The organism is Polaribacter sp. 2405UD43-2 (assembly GCF_058147125.1).
In genome coordinates, this window is the sequence record NZ_JBYVJX010000001.1 from 49,765 (window position 1) to 65,391 (window position 15,627).

The 15,627-nt window shown below is 30.1% G+C and carries 12 protein-coding genes and 1 tRNA gene; 5 read left to right on the forward strand and 8 right to left on the reverse strand.

Annotation, left to right across the window (positions count from 1 at the left end):
• Positions 1-25 precede the first annotated feature (25 nt).
• Positions 26-1,183, forward strand: coding sequence for a trans-sulfuration enzyme family protein (locus tag ACY2RX_RS00245; RefSeq protein ID WP_490101944.1), 1,158 nt, complete (start codon positions 26-28; stop codon positions 1,181-1,183).
• Positions 1,184-1,236: 53 nt separating this feature from the next.
• Here the strand turns inward: ACY2RX_RS00245 and ACY2RX_RS00250 are convergent, their stop codons facing one another.
• Positions 1,237-3,066, reverse strand: a complete 1,830-nt coding sequence (locus ACY2RX_RS00250) for an SLC13 family permease (RefSeq protein WP_490101945.1) — start codon at positions 3,064-3,066, stop codon at positions 1,237-1,239.
• Between the two features lie 344 nt (positions 3,067-3,410).
• On the opposite strand from ACY2RX_RS00250, the gene bshB1 reads away from it, so the two are divergent.
• The gene (gene bshB1, locus ACY2RX_RS00255) at positions 3,411-4,127 is read left to right on the forward strand and encodes a bacillithiol biosynthesis deacetylase BshB1 (RefSeq protein ID WP_490101946.1); all 717 of its coding nucleotides are present in this window, start codon (positions 3,411-3,413) and stop codon (positions 4,125-4,127) included.
• Positions 4,128-4,184: 57 nt separating this feature from the next.
• Positions 4,185-4,260 (forward strand) — tRNA-His (locus ACY2RX_RS00260).
• Between the two features lie 231 nt (positions 4,261-4,491).
• On the opposite strand, the gene ACY2RX_RS00265 is transcribed toward ACY2RX_RS00260, so the two are convergent.
• From ACY2RX_RS00265 to ACY2RX_RS00285, 5 genes are all read right to left on the reverse strand, one after another.
• Positions 4,492-4,869: an HsmA family protein gene (locus tag ACY2RX_RS00265; RefSeq protein ID WP_490101947.1), complete on the reverse strand. Its 378-nt coding sequence runs from the start codon at positions 4,867-4,869 to the stop codon at positions 4,492-4,494.
• A gap of 93 nt (positions 4,870-4,962) precedes the next feature.
• On the reverse strand, positions 4,963-9,759 hold the full coding sequence (locus ACY2RX_RS00270; protein ID WP_490101948.1) for a cobaltochelatase subunit CobN: 4,797 nt from the start codon (positions 9,757-9,759) through the stop codon (positions 4,963-4,965).
• Positions 9,760-9,816: 57 nt separating this feature from the next.
• Positions 9,817-10,146, reverse strand: a complete 330-nt coding sequence (locus ACY2RX_RS00275) for a DUF2149 domain-containing protein (RefSeq protein WP_490101949.1) — start codon at positions 10,144-10,146, stop codon at positions 9,817-9,819.
• Positions 10,139-10,729 carry a MotA/TolQ/ExbB proton channel family protein gene (locus ACY2RX_RS00280; protein WP_490101950.1) on the reverse strand — a complete coding sequence of 197 codons (591 nt, stop codon included), beginning with the start codon at positions 10,727-10,729 and terminating at the stop codon, positions 10,139-10,141. The genes ACY2RX_RS00275 and ACY2RX_RS00280 overlap by 8 nt, the downstream gene beginning before the upstream one ends.
• On the reverse strand, positions 10,722-11,408 hold the full coding sequence (locus ACY2RX_RS00285; RefSeq protein ID WP_490101951.1) for a hypothetical protein: 687 nt from the start codon (positions 11,406-11,408) through the stop codon (positions 10,722-10,724). Before ACY2RX_RS00285 ends, ACY2RX_RS00280 begins: the two co-directional genes overlap by 8 nt.
• A 215-nt stretch (positions 11,409-11,623) precedes the next feature.
• Here ACY2RX_RS00285 and ACY2RX_RS00290 point away from each other — a divergent pair, with 215 nt between their 5' ends.
• Both ACY2RX_RS00290 and ACY2RX_RS00295 read left to right on the forward strand, forming a co-directional pair.
• A complete protein-coding gene (locus ACY2RX_RS00290; RefSeq protein ID WP_490101952.1) occupies positions 11,624-13,642 on the forward strand; it encodes a TonB-dependent receptor plug domain-containing protein in 2,019 nt (672 codons plus the stop codon).
• A 31-nt stretch (positions 13,643-13,673) separates the two neighbouring features.
• Positions 13,674-14,276, forward strand: a complete 603-nt coding sequence (locus tag ACY2RX_RS00295; RefSeq protein WP_490101953.1) for an HmuY family protein — start codon at positions 13,674-13,676, stop codon at positions 14,274-14,276.
• A 168-nt stretch (positions 14,277-14,444) separates the two neighbouring features.
• Here ACY2RX_RS00295 and ACY2RX_RS00300 read toward each other — a convergent pair whose 3' ends face one another.
• Both ACY2RX_RS00300 and ACY2RX_RS00305 read right to left on the reverse strand, forming a co-directional pair.
• Positions 14,445-14,813 (reverse strand): helix-turn-helix domain-containing protein, encoded by a 369-nt coding sequence (locus tag ACY2RX_RS00300; protein ID WP_490101954.1) that lies wholly within the window; start codon positions 14,811-14,813, stop codon positions 14,445-14,447.
• Positions 14,814-14,877: 64 nt separating this feature from the next.
• Entirely contained in the window at positions 14,878-15,627 is a 750-nt protein-coding gene (locus tag ACY2RX_RS00305; RefSeq protein WP_490101955.1) for a LytR/AlgR family response regulator transcription factor, read from the reverse strand.

Sequence of the window (15,627 nt, forward strand, 5' to 3'; positions counted from 1 at the left end):
AATTAGCAAGTATTAAATTATAGAAATGAAAAAATCTAAAAATTTTGGAATAAATACAACCTGTGTTCACGTTGGAGAAGTTAAAGACGAACAGTTTAAAGGTGCTGTTTCACCAATTTATACATCTACTTCTTATGCTTTTGATGGTGTTGATGTAAAACGTTATCCACGTTATTTTAATACGCCAAATCAAGAAATGCTGCATAAAAAAATTGCTGCTTTAGAAAAAACGGAAGATGCTTTAATTTTTGGTTCTGGTATGGCTGCAATTTCTACAGCTTTAATGGCTTTCTTACAAAAAGGAGATCATATTGTTATTCAGCAAGTTATTTACGGAGGAACCTATAATTTTATTGTTTCTGAGTTTGATAAATATGGAATAGAATATTCTTTTACAGCATCTGATAAAATTGAAGATTTTAAAAGTTTGATTAGAAAAAACACTAAAATTTTATATATAGAAACACCCTCCAATCCATTATTAGGAATTACAGATATGAAAGCAATTGCTAGCTTAGCAAAAGAAAACGGAATTTTAACAATGATTGATAATACTTTTGCATCGCCAATTAATCAAAATCCAGTTGATTTTGGAATTGATATTGTGTTGCATTCTGCCACAAAATATATGGGAGGTCATTCTGATATTTCTGCAGGAGCCATAGCAGCATCAACAAAACACATAGAACACATTTGGAAAACTGCGATTAATTTTGGTGGAAATTTAAGTGATTTAACAGTTTGGCTGTTAGAAAGAAGTTTAAAAACATTGAATTTACGCGTAAAAAAACAAACTAAAAATGCGCAAAAAATGGCTGAATATTTAGAAACTAATCCAAATATTGATGCAGTTTTTTATCCGGGTTTAAAAAGTCATCCCCAATATAAATTGGCAAAAAAACAAATGAAAGGTTTTGGTGCAATGTTATCTTTTGAACTTAAAAAAGATATTGATGCGATGCAATTTCAAAACAGTTTACAATTGATAAAACCATCAATGAGTTTAGCAGGGTTAGAGAGTACAACTGTAAGTCCGGCTCAAACTACACACGCATTATTGAGTGAAAATGAACGTTTAGAAAGAGGCATTAAAGAGGGTTTAATCAGGTTTTCTGTGGGTATTGAAGAAACTAAAGATTTAATTACTGATATAGAACAAGCCATAAAAAAAGCAAAGAATTAATTTAACTCTTTGCTTTTTTCTTAGAAAGAAAAACTAAATTTTCTTATGCTGTTTTAGAATGGCCAAATAATTGGAACTAATAATAATGTGATAATTATAAAAATTATTAAAAGTGGAAACCCTACTTTTAAATAATCTAAAAATTTATAGCCACCAGAACTCATAACCATTGCATTTGTAGTTGTACCAATTGGTGTTAAAAATGCTGTAGATGCACTAATGGCAACAGTAATTAATAAAGGTTCAGGTGAAATTCCTACAGTATTGGCTGCTAAAAGTACAATGGGAGCCATTAAAACTGCTGTTGCAGAATTATTAATAAACTGACTAAAAGTTGTGGTTAATAAGAAAATACCAGCTAATAATAATGTTGGATTTTCTTTACCCAAGAAACCAATTAATGAATTAGAAATCATTTCTGCAGCACCTGTTTTCTGAATGGCAACTCCCATAGGAATCATTGCTGCAATCATAACAACACTTGTCCAACTAATACTTTTATAAGCTTTAGTAAAAGGCACACAGCCAGAGAACAATACAATTCCTGCAGAAATTAAGGCAGCAATTGCACCAGGTACAGCTTTTACTACTAAGAGAATAATCATTAAAATTAAAGCGCCTAATGCTATGTATGATTTAGGTGTTAATTCATCAACATCTTTTATCATTTCTTCTGGTCTACCTACAACTACAATGTTTTTGTGTTGATTTTTTAGTTTTTCGATATCTTCCCAAATACCTCTAATTATAAAACTATCACCAACATTTACCCTCATTTCTTCTTCTAAATAAGGCTCTCTATTTCTTGATGCTGCTAATAATTGAATTCCATATCTTTTAAAGTATTCTTTTAATTTTATTCTTCTACCAACTAATAAAGATTTTGGTGCAACTAAAACTTCAGACATACCAACCTCTTGGCTAATTAAATTCTGTCTTAACTCATTTTTTGCAGATTCTTTTGGCAATAAACCCAATCTAAATTTAATCATTAGTCTATTAATATCTTCTGTATTTCCTTTTACAGTAATAATATCATGGTATCTTAAATCAGTATCATTTTCTGGAAATTCTATATAAGGTTGCGTTCCTTTTAATCTATTAGGATGTCTTCTTTTTAAACGGATTACATTAATATGATATTGATTCTCTAAATCTAAATCGCTTAATTTTGTACCTATTAAAGGAGATACAGAACGTATTCTTAATCTGTAGTAATGATTGTCAATTTGATACGCTTCAATCCATTCGTGTAAAGTAGTATCAATATTAACAGGTTTGTTGTTTGTCTTATTTTTTGGTAATAATTTAAAACCAAAATACCTAAAATAGATTAAGGCAATAATTAAAAGAGGTAAACCAATTAATCCAAATTCAAAGAATGAAAATCCATCAAAGCCAGCATCAATTAAAGCATTATTGGCAATGATGTTTGGGGGTGTACCTGTTAATGTTAATAAACCACCTGTATTAGAACCAAAAGCAACAGGAATTAATATTTTTGATGGCATAGTACCAATACTCCAAGCAGAAGATATAGTTGCTGGTAGTAGGGTTGCTACTGTGCCTGTGTTACTTACAAAACCTGATAATGCACCAGAACCTAAGGTGATAATTACCAATAATTTAGGAACACTTTTACCAGCTAATTCTATTAGTTTTTTTCCAGCTAAAGCTGTCCAACCAGTTTGAGATAATCCTTCTCCAATAATAAAAAGTGATGCAATCATTATAACTGTTGGATTGCTAAAACCACTCAGTGTTTCACTTAAATTTAAAATTCCGCATAAAAATAAACTCAACATAGAAACAAGTGCAACAACATCTGGTGAGTATTTACCCCAAACAAATAAGGCAATTGTAATAGTTAAAATAACGAGCATTAAAATCATAGTTTTCTATTTAGTATAGTTTTGTTTTTTATTTATAAGAGTAAAATTATAACCATAGTTATCCACGTTTTATGACAAATGTCATTCAGCTAACTTAATCTTAATTTTTGTGATTATCATAAAAAAAAGGCTGTAAATTCTTCAAAAAAAGATACGAAAACGAAATAGAAATACAAGCTAATTAAATAATCTTTCTAAATTGGTTATTTTTGATTTCTAAAATAAAGAGCTTTTATTTTTTTTATGACAATTTTTGATGAAAAACAGTCAGATTTGTTCGTTTAAAGTAAAATAACTGACTTTAATAATATACATTTTGATAAAAATATAAATTGATGAAATTAGATATTTTGGCATTTGGTGCGCATCCTGATGATGTAGAACTTGGTTGTGGAGCAACTATTGCAAAAGAAGTTTCTTTAGGCAAAAAAGTAGGTATTATAGATTTAACGAGAGGAGAACTTGGTACACGTGGTTCTGCTGATTTAAGAGATAAAGAAGCTACAGAGGCAGCTAAAATTTTAGGAGTTTCTATAAGAGAGAACCTACGTTTTGCAGATGCATTTTTTGTGAACGATAAAAAGCATCAATTAGAAATTATAAAAATGATTCGCAAATATCAACCAGAAATTGTGTTATGTAACGCTATTGATGATAGACATATAGACCATCCAAAAGGAAGTAGTTTAGTTTCTGATGCTTGTTTTTTAAGCGGATTGCTAAAAATTGAAACTGATGTGGAGGGGAAACCGCAAGAAAAATGGAGACCAAAGCAAGTATATCATTATATACAATGGAAAAACATTGAGCCCAACTTTGTTGTTGATGTTACAGGTTTTATCAATAAAAAAGACCAAGCTGTAAAAGCCTATTCTTCACAATTTTTTGATTCGAAAAGTAATGAGCCAGAAACTCCAATAACAAGTAAAAATTTTATTGATAGTATACATTATAGAGCAAGAGATCTTGGTAGATTGATAAATGTAGATTTTGCAGAAGGTTTTACCTCAGAACGTTATGTTGCTGTAAAGAATTTAAGCAAATTAATTTGATTTTTTCTTTTTATAAAAACTAAAAAACAGTTATATTTGCATCCGCTAACAGTAAATGGTGATTGTAGCTCAGCTGGTTAGAGCGCCGGATTGTGGTTCCGGAGGTCGCCGGTTCGAAACCGGTCTTTCACCCAAAAATACAAAGCCTATTCTTTTAGAATAGGCTTTTTTTGTTTTTTTCTATATCTAGATATTTAGTAAATTAAAATGTCGATTTTTTTTGTTAAAAAAAAATCCCTCTTTAGGATTTCTACCTCAAAAATTACTATAATATTCTGTTCTGTTAATGAATTTTTCCATTTTACATCTCGATATGTATGATTTCAAAATTGGGTTTTACCCAATTTAAATTAATAAGAACTTTTTATCGTGTCATTCCAGAAAAGAAACCTGTAAAATAAGGTATCAACCAAATCAGCCATACAATTACACTAAACTTGTGAAATGTAGTAAGCTGTTTCGGATTATTTTTAATGATGATATAGGTTGCCCATATAGTATGTACACCCATTAACAGTAAACCTAAAACACCAGTTATGGTATGAAAGTTAAACAACCAAACGCCGCCAACTTGCTCACTTACATAATGAGTTCCTGAACTATCGGCAATTAAACCCAACCAGAAAAAAATAAGATGCCAAGGTTTTAGTATTCTTTTAAAACGTTCTGCCCAAACACCAATAGAATAAAAGAGTAGGGCTAAAGTGAAATAAATAATGGCAAATTTTACGATTTCTGGCATATTTTCTGTGTTTTTTAAATTGTTTTAAAATGGTTTTCTGCTGATATTTATTGATAGAAAACCATTCGAAAACATATTTTTTTTAAAATTAGATTAATTGTCGTCTCGTTTTCTTTTAATAACACCCCAAGTAATGGCACCGCCAATAAGTAAAACAAGCAATAAAATAGCTCCAATGTTTTCTTTAATCATAGCAACAATTTGTTCTTTTTGTAAGACTTCTTTTTCTAAAACCATACCTTCTTGATTTGCTGCTTTTTCTCTAGTTCCAGTTCGTACTTCATCAATTGAAGATTGATAACTTTTATTTAGACTATCATCTAGTAAAGATGAAATCATTTCTTTTAATTTAGAGTTATCGCAAACAAAACCACTACAACCTGCTTTATGATCTTTAATTAATTCTGCATGTAATTTGGCAATATCTTTTTTAACAGCTTCACTTGGTTTCCAATAGCCTTTTCTCACGGTTTCTAACATAACCGCTGTCATTTCTTGCAAAGCATACGGATTCGTGTTTTTAAAGAAATCTAAGGTTCCTAATTTACCTTTATCTTTTACATAAATATCGTAATAGCCTTCCCAAATTTCTTTATCAATAGCAGCTGGTTTCATCACATTCCAACCATAAGTATCTCTAAAGTTTTCGGCAAAACCTTCTGCAGCACTTTCTCCTTCTTTCATTTGTGCTTTAATGTATTTAGGATTGAATAAATTGGCTCTGGTTTCTGTCCAAATAGCTTCTTTTAATCCTTGTACTTTAGGATTGTATCGGTTTCTGTAATCATTAAAATATCCGTCAGGATCTTTACCTGTAGTAACTCTGATACTTGCTGTTAATCCGCCCATAAACTCATACACATGGTCTAAAGAAATTGGTCCGGTTTCGTTTGAGGAACGCGGATGTACAACAACTTCGGTATTATTCATCATCGTTTCAAACATTCCTTTTTTGTAAAAAGCCCAATTGTCATCGGTATAAATTGCACCCATATTGTTTATATATGTGTCCGCAATTTCTTGTTCGGTTTCCCATTGATCACCTTGTTCTACTAAGCCCATTATGGCAGTTCCGTAGTTTCCGTTTAATCCTCCAAATACACGAGACGTTGAGAACTTCTGAGCTTCTTCAGGAGAGAATCCTTTATCTTTTAATTCTTTCTCTGCTAATAAAGTGCCTTCTTTTACATAGTTTTTATAAGCAGTGTTATCATCAGCTTCAGCAGCAATCTGTACTGCTTTATTGATGAGGTTTATTCTTGATGCGGCAATGTCTCTAAATTGTCCAGAAGTTTGTACCAACACATCAATTCTTGGACGTTTTAATTCTTCAATCGGAATTAATTTTACATCATAAACTCGACCATAACTATTTCTAACAGGTTTTACGCCCAACATATAAAATATTTGCCCGATGTTCATTCCTTGGTTTCTGATAAACTCTCCTCCCCAAAGTGAATACGCTATTTTTTTAGGATATTCACCATATTTAGCAATATGTTTTTGCAAGATTTGTTCTGCCAACAATTGCCCAGTTTCAAAAGCTTCTTGGGTAGGTGTTACTTGCTCATTAATAGAATATAAATTTTTACCCGTTGGAATTGCTAAAGGATTTGACACAGGGTCTCCACCCGAAGACGGAGCAATATAACCACCATTCATTCCATTTGTAAAGGCGTCTAATTCTAAATCAGGAGAAATAGAAATACCGTTTTGATAGTTTTCAATATCTAATAAACTGTTTTTTAACTGTATTAAAGCAGCAAGAATATTTTTCTCTTTTCGGATTTGATTATTCAGCAATTGTTGAAACAGTTGTTGTTTTTTAACAAGATTATCAAATCCTTTTTTGCTTTTTAATATCTTGCTTACAATAGATAAATTTGTGCTAACATCAGATGCAGCAATAAGTGCATCTTTGTTTTCTAAATAAAAATCTAAGATCTTTTTAGTTTTTTCTAAAGCTTTTTTAGTGGCTTCTTTATGGCTTTTTTTAATAGTTGCCTCTTTCTGTTTGTATAAAGAAAGTATCTTATTCAAAGCTTCTTTTTCTGATGCTTTTTTTACGGTCATTGCATCTAATTTAGAACGATATAATGCAATTTTATCAAGTATAGATTGCTCTTTTAATATTTTAAAAGTATTTTGTTTTTTAACTGAATCTTGAACGAATTTCAAGAATTTCACAAACATTTTATCTTCTAAAGTTTGTACTTTCCAGCTAATTTCTGGATTGAATTTTGATGCTGTTTTAAACTGTATAAAACTCTTTTTATCTAACAAACCAGAAAGCTCTTTATACCCTTCAGTAGTTTGCAAATAATCTATCACTTTTGATGTTTTTCTGGTCGCAGCCAAATGAATTAATAATTGTTTTGCTTTTTCTAATGTTACTTCTTTTTCTGGTTTTAGGCTAGATTTGGGAACCATTTTATGCGTTTTTACATCATAAACAAGTTCCTCTTTAGAATTTTGTTTTTTAGGGTTTTCTTTTCTTCTTGCGTAGCTTCCGCCATAATAACTTGAAATAGGCGTTTTTTTAAGTTTACCATATTCTTGTTTTAACTCTTTTAATAAATGCTCATTTTCATAACCAAACATTTTTAAAGGCGTTGTTTTACCCTGAATCACTTGTTCAATCATAAAACTTGCTTGCGCATCAAAATCTTTTGGATCTATATCGTCTATATTCTGTATTTTTCCATGGTGATGATGGTGTTTTTTAGGTTTTACTTTTCGATAAGAAAATAATTGTTCTAAACTTGAAGCAATAGGATCAATCGCCATCATTCTTACAGTTTCATCTTGTTCTTCTTTTGTTTGACTGAAACCAAAAGTGTGTAAGCCCATCGTAATTTTTTCTTCTTCTACTTCGTGAATGTAATGATGAATGGTTTTAACCGTTTCAACACTTAAAGCTTCAACTTCTTCTTTGGTTAATTCTAAATCTTTATCAATATGCAAAGAATCAATAATAGTATGAATTTTCTTTTTATAGCTTTTCTTTAATGTACCTTCTTGAAGTCCTTCATACTTGTGTAATACGTTTGCGATATTTTTTAAATCGCCATAAATTTCTGAATTTGAATAGGGTGGTGTTAAATGCGAAACCATAGTGGCATAAGTTCTTCTTTTTGCCATCATCGCTTCACCAATATTATCTATAGAGTAGATATATAAATGCGGTACAGGTGCAATTAAGGCTTCTGGCCAATCTTTAAGCGATAAGGCTAATTGTTTCCAAGGTGTAAATTCTACCGATCCGTGTGCACCAAAATGAGCAATAACATCGGTTTTAAAACCTTTTCTTGCCCATAAATACGAAGCAATATAAGCATGTGTTGGTGCTTGTTTTACACCGTGTGCTAGTTTGTATTCATTTACACCTAATGCTGCAGGAAGTACTGGCATTAAGGCGATATTACCAAATAATACTCTCGGAATTGCTAAATAACTAGTGTCTTTTTTAACAGTAGATAAATAGGTTCCTGGAGCAGCACCATAGGTTTTTATAACATTTTTATAGCTTTCTGGATCTAACTCACTTTTACACCAAGATTCGTATTCTTGAGTAGAAATCATTGCAGGTTTTCCTTCTTCCAAAAATTTTTCGAATGTACCTTTTGCATAATCACCCAATAAAGGACCTTCTGTATAAATTCTTTTTATAAAAGCATCATAATTGTTTAAATTACCAACATTATACCCTTCTTTTTTTAATTTTTTTAATAGGTTGAATATAGATTGTCCTACTTCTAATCCGCCAGCACCCATCGCATTTTTACCAGGACCTTTGTAATAATAAATTACTAGTTTTTTTTCTGCATTTGGCTTTTCTTTTAAAGATAACCAACGTGCTACATTTTCGCCAAAACGTTTTATTCTTCCTGGGATTGGTTTAAAAGTATGATAGCCATCTTTGGTTACATATTGCGCAGCAATGGCATAGGGGTGAATAGCACCATCTAATTCTGGAACCACAATATTTTGTCCCATAATTCCACCCGATAAACCTTGTTGGTCGTTTAGCCATTCTTGTTCTGTTTGATAGACTAATTGCGGTGTTAGGTATAAAATATTTTCTTGTTTTAGCCAATCTACAGCAGCATCGCCTTTAGCTATTCTACCGTGAGGAAAACTAATTACCATTTGAGGTTTTAACGCTTTTAGGTTTTTTAGTTTTTTCTTAAATCCTGATAAGCAAACAACATTGAAGTTGCGTTTTTCTAGATCTAAAATCATAGCATCCATATAACTACGGAATTGAGATTGCGGCCCATTATTGGCACTCATAATAACAATTACAGGCTTAGCTTCTTTATGCAATCCTTTTTTTTTGTAATAAGACCAATAATCGGCTAGGTTTTCAAAATAATCATCGGTTCCAATTCTGTAAAACACATCTTTTGGAAAGACTTTAGCTGGTGTAACTTCTGAAGTAAATAAACTTTTTTTGTCAAAGATTTTTCGAGAATAATTTAACCAGCGTTTGGTGTTTTCTACCCCATCATTTTCAAAACAGGTTTTAATATATTTTAAATCATCACCCGTAACATTACTAAAATCGTTTTCTTTACTGGTTGCCATTAATACGTGTACCTTTGCACCATTATCCATAGCTTTTTTAAGATTTTCCTTTTGTATAGCCGTTAAAATACTAATATGAGAAAGGTAAATAACTGGGTAATTTACCAATTCTGAAAAATCATTGGTTTTTGGATTTATTTGAACTGGTGTAATAAAATGATTGTCATTGGCTTTTACAATTTCTGCCATTTGAGCATCACGAAAATTAATTAAGCCTATTTTTGTGAATTGCGATTGATATCCTACAAAAAGTAATAATGATAGTGCAACAATTGCACCTATTAGAAGTCTATTTTTTTTCATTTGTGTATTTTCTGAACTGGTATTCTGATTTTTTTTGTCAAATGCCCATTATGGGCTTTATTCTTCTGGGATGTATATAATTTCGCCGTTTTCAAGTTCGTAAGCGGTACCTACTTTTTTACCTTTTCCGTTCGATGATTTTCCTTTGGTACCTTTGTACTTTTCAATGGTTTTACCTTTTTTCTTAATAATTTCCATATTCGGTTTTCCAGGGTTTTTTACCATGGTAAAATCTTCGCTAGAAATCATTTCGGTAACGTTAAATCGTGTAACCAAAGCCACCATAAGCGCCACTGCAAAAACCATAGCCAAATCAAATAGGTTTGCCATTCCTGACATTGGATCGTCGTCTTCTCCGTTGTTTTTTAAAAATCGTCCTCTACGCATTGTTTTTCGCTTTTAAAAGATTTGCGATGTATTCAAGGTTATTTATATCTGCTACAAACCAACGTTGTTTTACCAATTGGGTAACATAACCAATAGCACCAGCAAATAATCCAACTACTGTGGTAGAAAAAGCAACTTGCATATTTTGAGCCATAGAAGCAATATCTCCTTGTGCTAAACCAACCAAAGCAGGTCCCATTGGTATTAAAGTTCCCATCAATCCTATCATTGGACCTAATTTTGCTAACGATTTTGAGCTGCTTAATTCTTTTTCTGAAGCAATTTCAAAATCGGCTAAAACTTTTTCTATTATAATGTTATTTCCTTCAGATTTTATAATTCGTTGGAGATGGTTGTTGAATAATTTATTTCCTTTGATTACTATACTATCATCAATAGTATTTATTTCATAATTTGTAATTAATTTTTGCTGTTTTTTTTCATGTTTTATTCTGTTGATATACATGCCAAAAAAGCCACCTAAAAGCATTAAAGCTCTTACGAAGCCAAAGAGTAATAAGGCAATTACAGGCACTAATAATCCTGTTGAAATCCAGTATAAAATATTTGTAATACTATTCATATTGTTTGTTGTTTTTTTGCTTGTAAATGAAATATCCAATGCTAGAAATGCTTAACGTAAGAACAACTATAAAAGCAATGGAATAATAATCTATAGTTATTTGTGTAAATCGTACTTTTTGTCCTCTAGCAATTAAAGGCAAAAACATAGCTAATAAAAGCTGAAACAAAGCCATTAAAGCTTGTAATTCTGCTCTAGTTTCCCATTTTTTTATAAGATTTTGTAATGTTTTGGTTAGAATTGTTAAACTTAAAATTCCGATTAAAAAAAACGCTATTGCTATTACTATAAATGATTGTCCGTTTATCTTAAGAAATGCTAATGTTTGTAAAAAAACAAAGGCAATTATCAATTGAAAAGATGGAATTAAAGAAATCCATTTCCACAAGTTAGAGGGTTTTAAATTATAGTAACTTTTTATTTGCAGCGTGGTTAGTATAACTACGAGTATAGATTCGAATGTTAATAAAATTGCGATACCCGATACTAAATTGTCTTGTGTTAATAACCAATCTAATGTTTTATTGTTTTGTTGTAATGATGTATTGTAAAAAGCTAAACACAACAGTGATGGTATACTTAATGCTGCCCATTGTAATTTTTTTCCTTTTAATAATGATAAGCGTACAACACTTAATAAAAGTATTATAAAAAGGTATGTTAATAATAGTATTTTCAAGTTATATTTATTTAGAATAATTAAAAATAATAAGCAAAACTATTAAGAACTATTCTAAATAAAAAACTTTTTAAAGTGTTTTTTTAGAAATAATTTTGATTAAAAAACTTTACTTTTATTTAGATTGATTAAAAATAAGAATATATATTTGCAGAAAATTATTAAGAATGTTTCTAAATAGAAGAGTGTTTTTTGTTTTTTTGTTAATTACTTCGATGGTTTATTCGCAAGAAAAACAAGTACAAAAAATAGACACAACTAAAATTAATAAGTTAGAAGAAGTTATTGTTACAGCAACAAGAACCAAAAGACAGTTATCTTCTGTACCAATGCCTGTAACATTAATCTCTAAAAAGCAAATACAAAAATCTGGTTCTATTCGGTTGTATGATATTTTATTAGAACAAACAGGAATTATAATGGTTTCTGATGTCAATAAATCTGAAGGGGTGCAATTACAAGGTGTTGCAGCAGATTATACGTTAATAATGATTGATGGTGTACCTATTGTGGGTAGATCTGCTGGTAATATAGATTTAAGAAGATTAACTGTAAACAATATTAAGCAAATAGAGATTGTAAAAGGACCTTCTTCTTCTTTATACGGATCTGAAGCTATTGGTGGTGTTATTAATATTATAACAGAACAACCTAAAGAAAATCAGTTTAAAGGATCGCTGCAACTTTTAACAAGAGTAGGTGCTAAAAACGAGTTAGATATAAATACAAATATTATTTCTAAAAAGGAAAAACTTGGCATTGTTGCAGGTGTTAATTTAAACTCTAGTAATGGATTTGATTTATCGCCTGAATCAAATGCTAAAACTGCATATCCACATCAAAATTTTACAGGTAATTTAAAGTTGAGTTATGATTTTTCTGATAAAATTTCTGTAGATATTTCAAATAGAATTTATACACAAAATCAAAATACTCCATTAGCAGAAAATACTCAAACCGATTGGAATATTAATGGGAAAATTGCACATAAAATTTCTGCTTTTTGGAGTTTAGATTATACTTTTTATACAACAAGATTTAAAACCGAAAGCGTTTTTAATGGAGAAGCATCTTTGTTTAATAGAAGTTTGTTAAGACCAGAAGTTAGATCCAAAATAGATTTTAAAAACAGCAATATAGTATTAGGAATTGGAGCAAATTTTGACGCTTTAGAGCGTACATCTTTTGAAGGAATAAAAAAATACGAAGCGCAATATGTTTTTGGTCAATACGATTTTAATCCGATAAAAGATTTAAATGTTGTTGTTGGTGCAAGGTTTGATAATCATAATCAATACAAATCGGCTTTTTCACCAAAAATTTCATCGAGCTATAAAATTAATAATTGGGCAACCGCAAAAGCATCGGTTGGTTACGGATTTAAAGCGCCAGATTTCCGTCAGTTGTATTTTAACTTTAGAAATTCTGCGGGAGGTTATGTTGTTTTAGGAACCCAAACATTGCATAAATTGAATCCAAATGTTGCTGGTATTCAGAATATTGAAAAAGAATTGAAACCCGAAAATTCTATTGGTTATAACTTCGGATTTCAACTAAAACCAATATCAAGTTTAAAAGTAAACGTTAACTTTTTTAGAAATAATATTCAAGATTTAATAGACACTTTCGATACAAAGTTAAAACCTTCTGATTTAGGTTTACCAAACGGAACAAGAATTTTTTCTTATAGAAATATTGATAAGGTGTACACACAAGGAATTGAGTTAGAAGCTAACTATAAAATTAACAATAATTTTAATGTATTAGCAGGATATCAATATTTAGATACGGGAGATAAAAATCAAGAAAAACGCATTAAAAAAGGAAAAATTTTCTTAAGAAGAACGTCTTCATCACCATCAGAAAAATTAACATTACCTAATTATTTTGGATTACCAAATAGATCTAAACACACCGCCAATCTTAAACTATTTTACGAAAACTTTGAACACGATTTTTCTACCAATATAAGAGCCATTTATAGAAGCAAATATGCATTGTATGATACTAATAATAACGAAGGAATTATAGACAATTACGATCAATTTGTTTCAGATAATTTACAAGTAAATTTTTCGGCAGAAAAAACATTTTACAATTTAATGAATGTGCAATTTGGTGTAGATAATCTTTTAAATGAAAGAGGTTTAGAAAACAAAACAGCCTTTAGAGATAACGATAGTGTTTTGCGTTTAGGAAGAACCTATTACGCACGTGTAACTTTTAATTTTTAATATAAATCAATAAATATAAATCAATAAAAAAATGAAAAATTTAAAATCAATTTTAGCAATTGCTCTTTTTGCTTTAGTAACTGTATCTTGTAGTAAAAATGATGAAGATATTAAAGCCCCAGTAGAGTCTAAAAAAGCAGAAAATATTAATGCTTCTAAAGCTTTTGCAAAATTTTCTTTTAAAGAAGGGAAAGTGGTAACTGGAGATAATTGGGATATTGCTTTTTATTCTACTTACATTATTGTAAACGGAGGCACAAAAGTTACAGATGATCCTCGTTTAAAGGTTGAACAGCCTACAAGAAAAGGAGTTGGGTCAATAGCCCTTATAAAAAGCACATTTGGTAGTGTAATAGTAGCTCCAAAGGATTCAGAATTTAAACAGGATATGGCAAAAACAACGGGTTTGCCTACAGGAAATGATAAAGGCTGGTATCATTATGCAGGAAAACCAACACATTTAATTACGCCTATTACTGGGAGGGTTATTGTTGTAAAAACACATAGTGGTCACTATGCAAAAATGGAAATAATTAGTTACTATAAAGACAAAAAACCAGGTAGAGATACAGGAAGACATTACACTTTTAATTATGTGTATAACCCTACTAAAGGAGATAAAAGTTTAAAGTAATTTAATTAAATTCTTAATTTTCAATAAAAAAACCTTCTCATTTGAGAAGGTTTTTTATTTGGTTTTTTTTGAAGCTTCATCAAATATTGAAGGTCTTACAACGAAACGATGTCTGTATTAGGGGACGACTTCGTTTAAGAGTTGTTATTTTATATTCTATGGGGAATATTAATTAGATTGATTAACAGACTCTTCAATATTTGATATTCTTTGAAGAATACCGTCAGATAATTCTTCAAATTGCTTCCTAACTATGCTTTTTATCTGAAATTCTATAGGGGATCGAACTTCGCTTAGGGGTACATAGTTATTATTATATTTTCCTCTACCAGTTAGTAACCACATTGGGTCGATTGCTGGTATATTATCGATGATAGCAAACAATATAGTTTCATTAGGTTTTTTTGAATAGTTGACAACTGCACTTATTAGTTGTTGAGAAACTCCGATTAATTCTGAAAATTGTCTTTGATTCAATCTACTATCTTTAAAAACCTTAATTATTCTATCTGATCTTTGTCTATCCTCACTCTTCATTTTAATTAGCTACTTCAAATGTAGTAAAAATTTACTACAAATAAAGTTTTTTTATAAATTTTTTTTAGAGGTTTTTTAAAAAGCTGATTACTTCATTTCTTTTTCTTACAGAAACAGGGATGTTAGAGTTGTCATTTAAAATAATATATCCTCCATCAGATTTTATGAATTCTTTTATTTCTAATTTGTTTATTAAATGACTTTGATGAACTCTTATAAAACCATAATCTTTTAACATATCTGCATAATATTTTAGAGTTTTAGAGACTAAGTTTTTAGAGCCGTCTTTAAAATAAAAAGTAGTGTAGTTGTTATCAGATTTACAGCGAATAATATCATCAATATTAACAACGGTAATTTTATCTTGCGTGTATAGAGAAAGTTTTTTAAGATTGCTGTTAGGGTTTGTAACAGCTTGTTTTAGAATGTTTAACTGTTCTTTTTGAGGTTTAAGACGTTCTTTAGCTTTTAGAATTGAGTTTTCTAAATCATTAATAGAATAGGGTTTTAATATGTAATCTATAGCAGCAAATTTAAAAGCTCTTATGGCATATTCATCACTTGCAGTAACAAAAATAATTTTAGAAGTTAGATTAGGGAGTATTTCTAATAAATCGAAACCTGTTCCATCACCTAGCATAATGTCTAAAAATAATATATCTGGTTGATTTTTTTGTAAAATCTTTGCTGCTTCTACCACGCTTTTTGCGGTACCAGTGATTTCTATTTCTTTAAAATGTGTAGAAATATCGCTTACTAACATTTCTAAAGCTAATAAATTGTCTTCTACTACAAATGATGTGATCTTTTTCAT

Excerpts from the sequence above, each read along its gene's own strand:
- ACY2RX_RS00245 (WP_490101944.1), top strand. The coding sequence starts at position 26 with ATGAAAAAATCTAAAAATTTTGGAATAAATACAACCTGTGTTCACGTT.
- ACY2RX_RS00250 (WP_490101945.1), bottom strand. The coding sequence starts at position 3,066 with ATGCTCGTTATTTTAACTATTACAATTGCCTTATTTGTTTGGGGTAAA.
- bshB1 (WP_490101946.1), top strand. The coding sequence starts at position 3,411 with ATGAAATTAGATATTTTGGCATTTGGTGCGCATCCTGATGATGTAGAA.
- ACY2RX_RS00265 (WP_490101947.1), bottom strand. The coding sequence starts at position 4,869 with ATGCCAGAAATCGTAAAATTTGCCATTATTTATTTCACTTTAGCCCTA.
- ACY2RX_RS00270 (WP_490101948.1), bottom strand. The coding sequence starts at position 9,759 with ATGAAAAAAAATAGACTTCTAATAGGTGCAATTGTTGCACTATCATTA.
- ACY2RX_RS00275 (WP_490101949.1), bottom strand. The coding sequence starts at position 10,146 with ATGCGTAGAGGACGATTTTTAAAAAACAACGGAGAAGACGACGATCCA.
- ACY2RX_RS00280 (WP_490101950.1), bottom strand. The coding sequence starts at position 10,729 with ATGAATAGTATTACAAATATTTTATACTGGATTTCAACAGGATTATTA.
- ACY2RX_RS00290 (WP_490101952.1), top strand. The coding sequence starts at position 11,624 with ATGGTTTATTCGCAAGAAAAACAAGTACAAAAAATAGACACAACTAAA.
- ACY2RX_RS00295 (WP_490101953.1), top strand. The coding sequence starts at position 13,674 with ATGAAAAATTTAAAATCAATTTTAGCAATTGCTCTTTTTGCTTTAGTA.
- ACY2RX_RS00300 (WP_490101954.1), bottom strand. The coding sequence starts at position 14,813 with ATGAAGAGTGAGGATAGACAAAGATCAGATAGAATAATTAAGGTTTTT.
- ACY2RX_RS00305 (WP_490101955.1), bottom strand. The coding sequence starts at position 15,627 with ATGAAAAAGATCACATCATTTGTAGTAGAAGACAATTTATTAGCTTTA.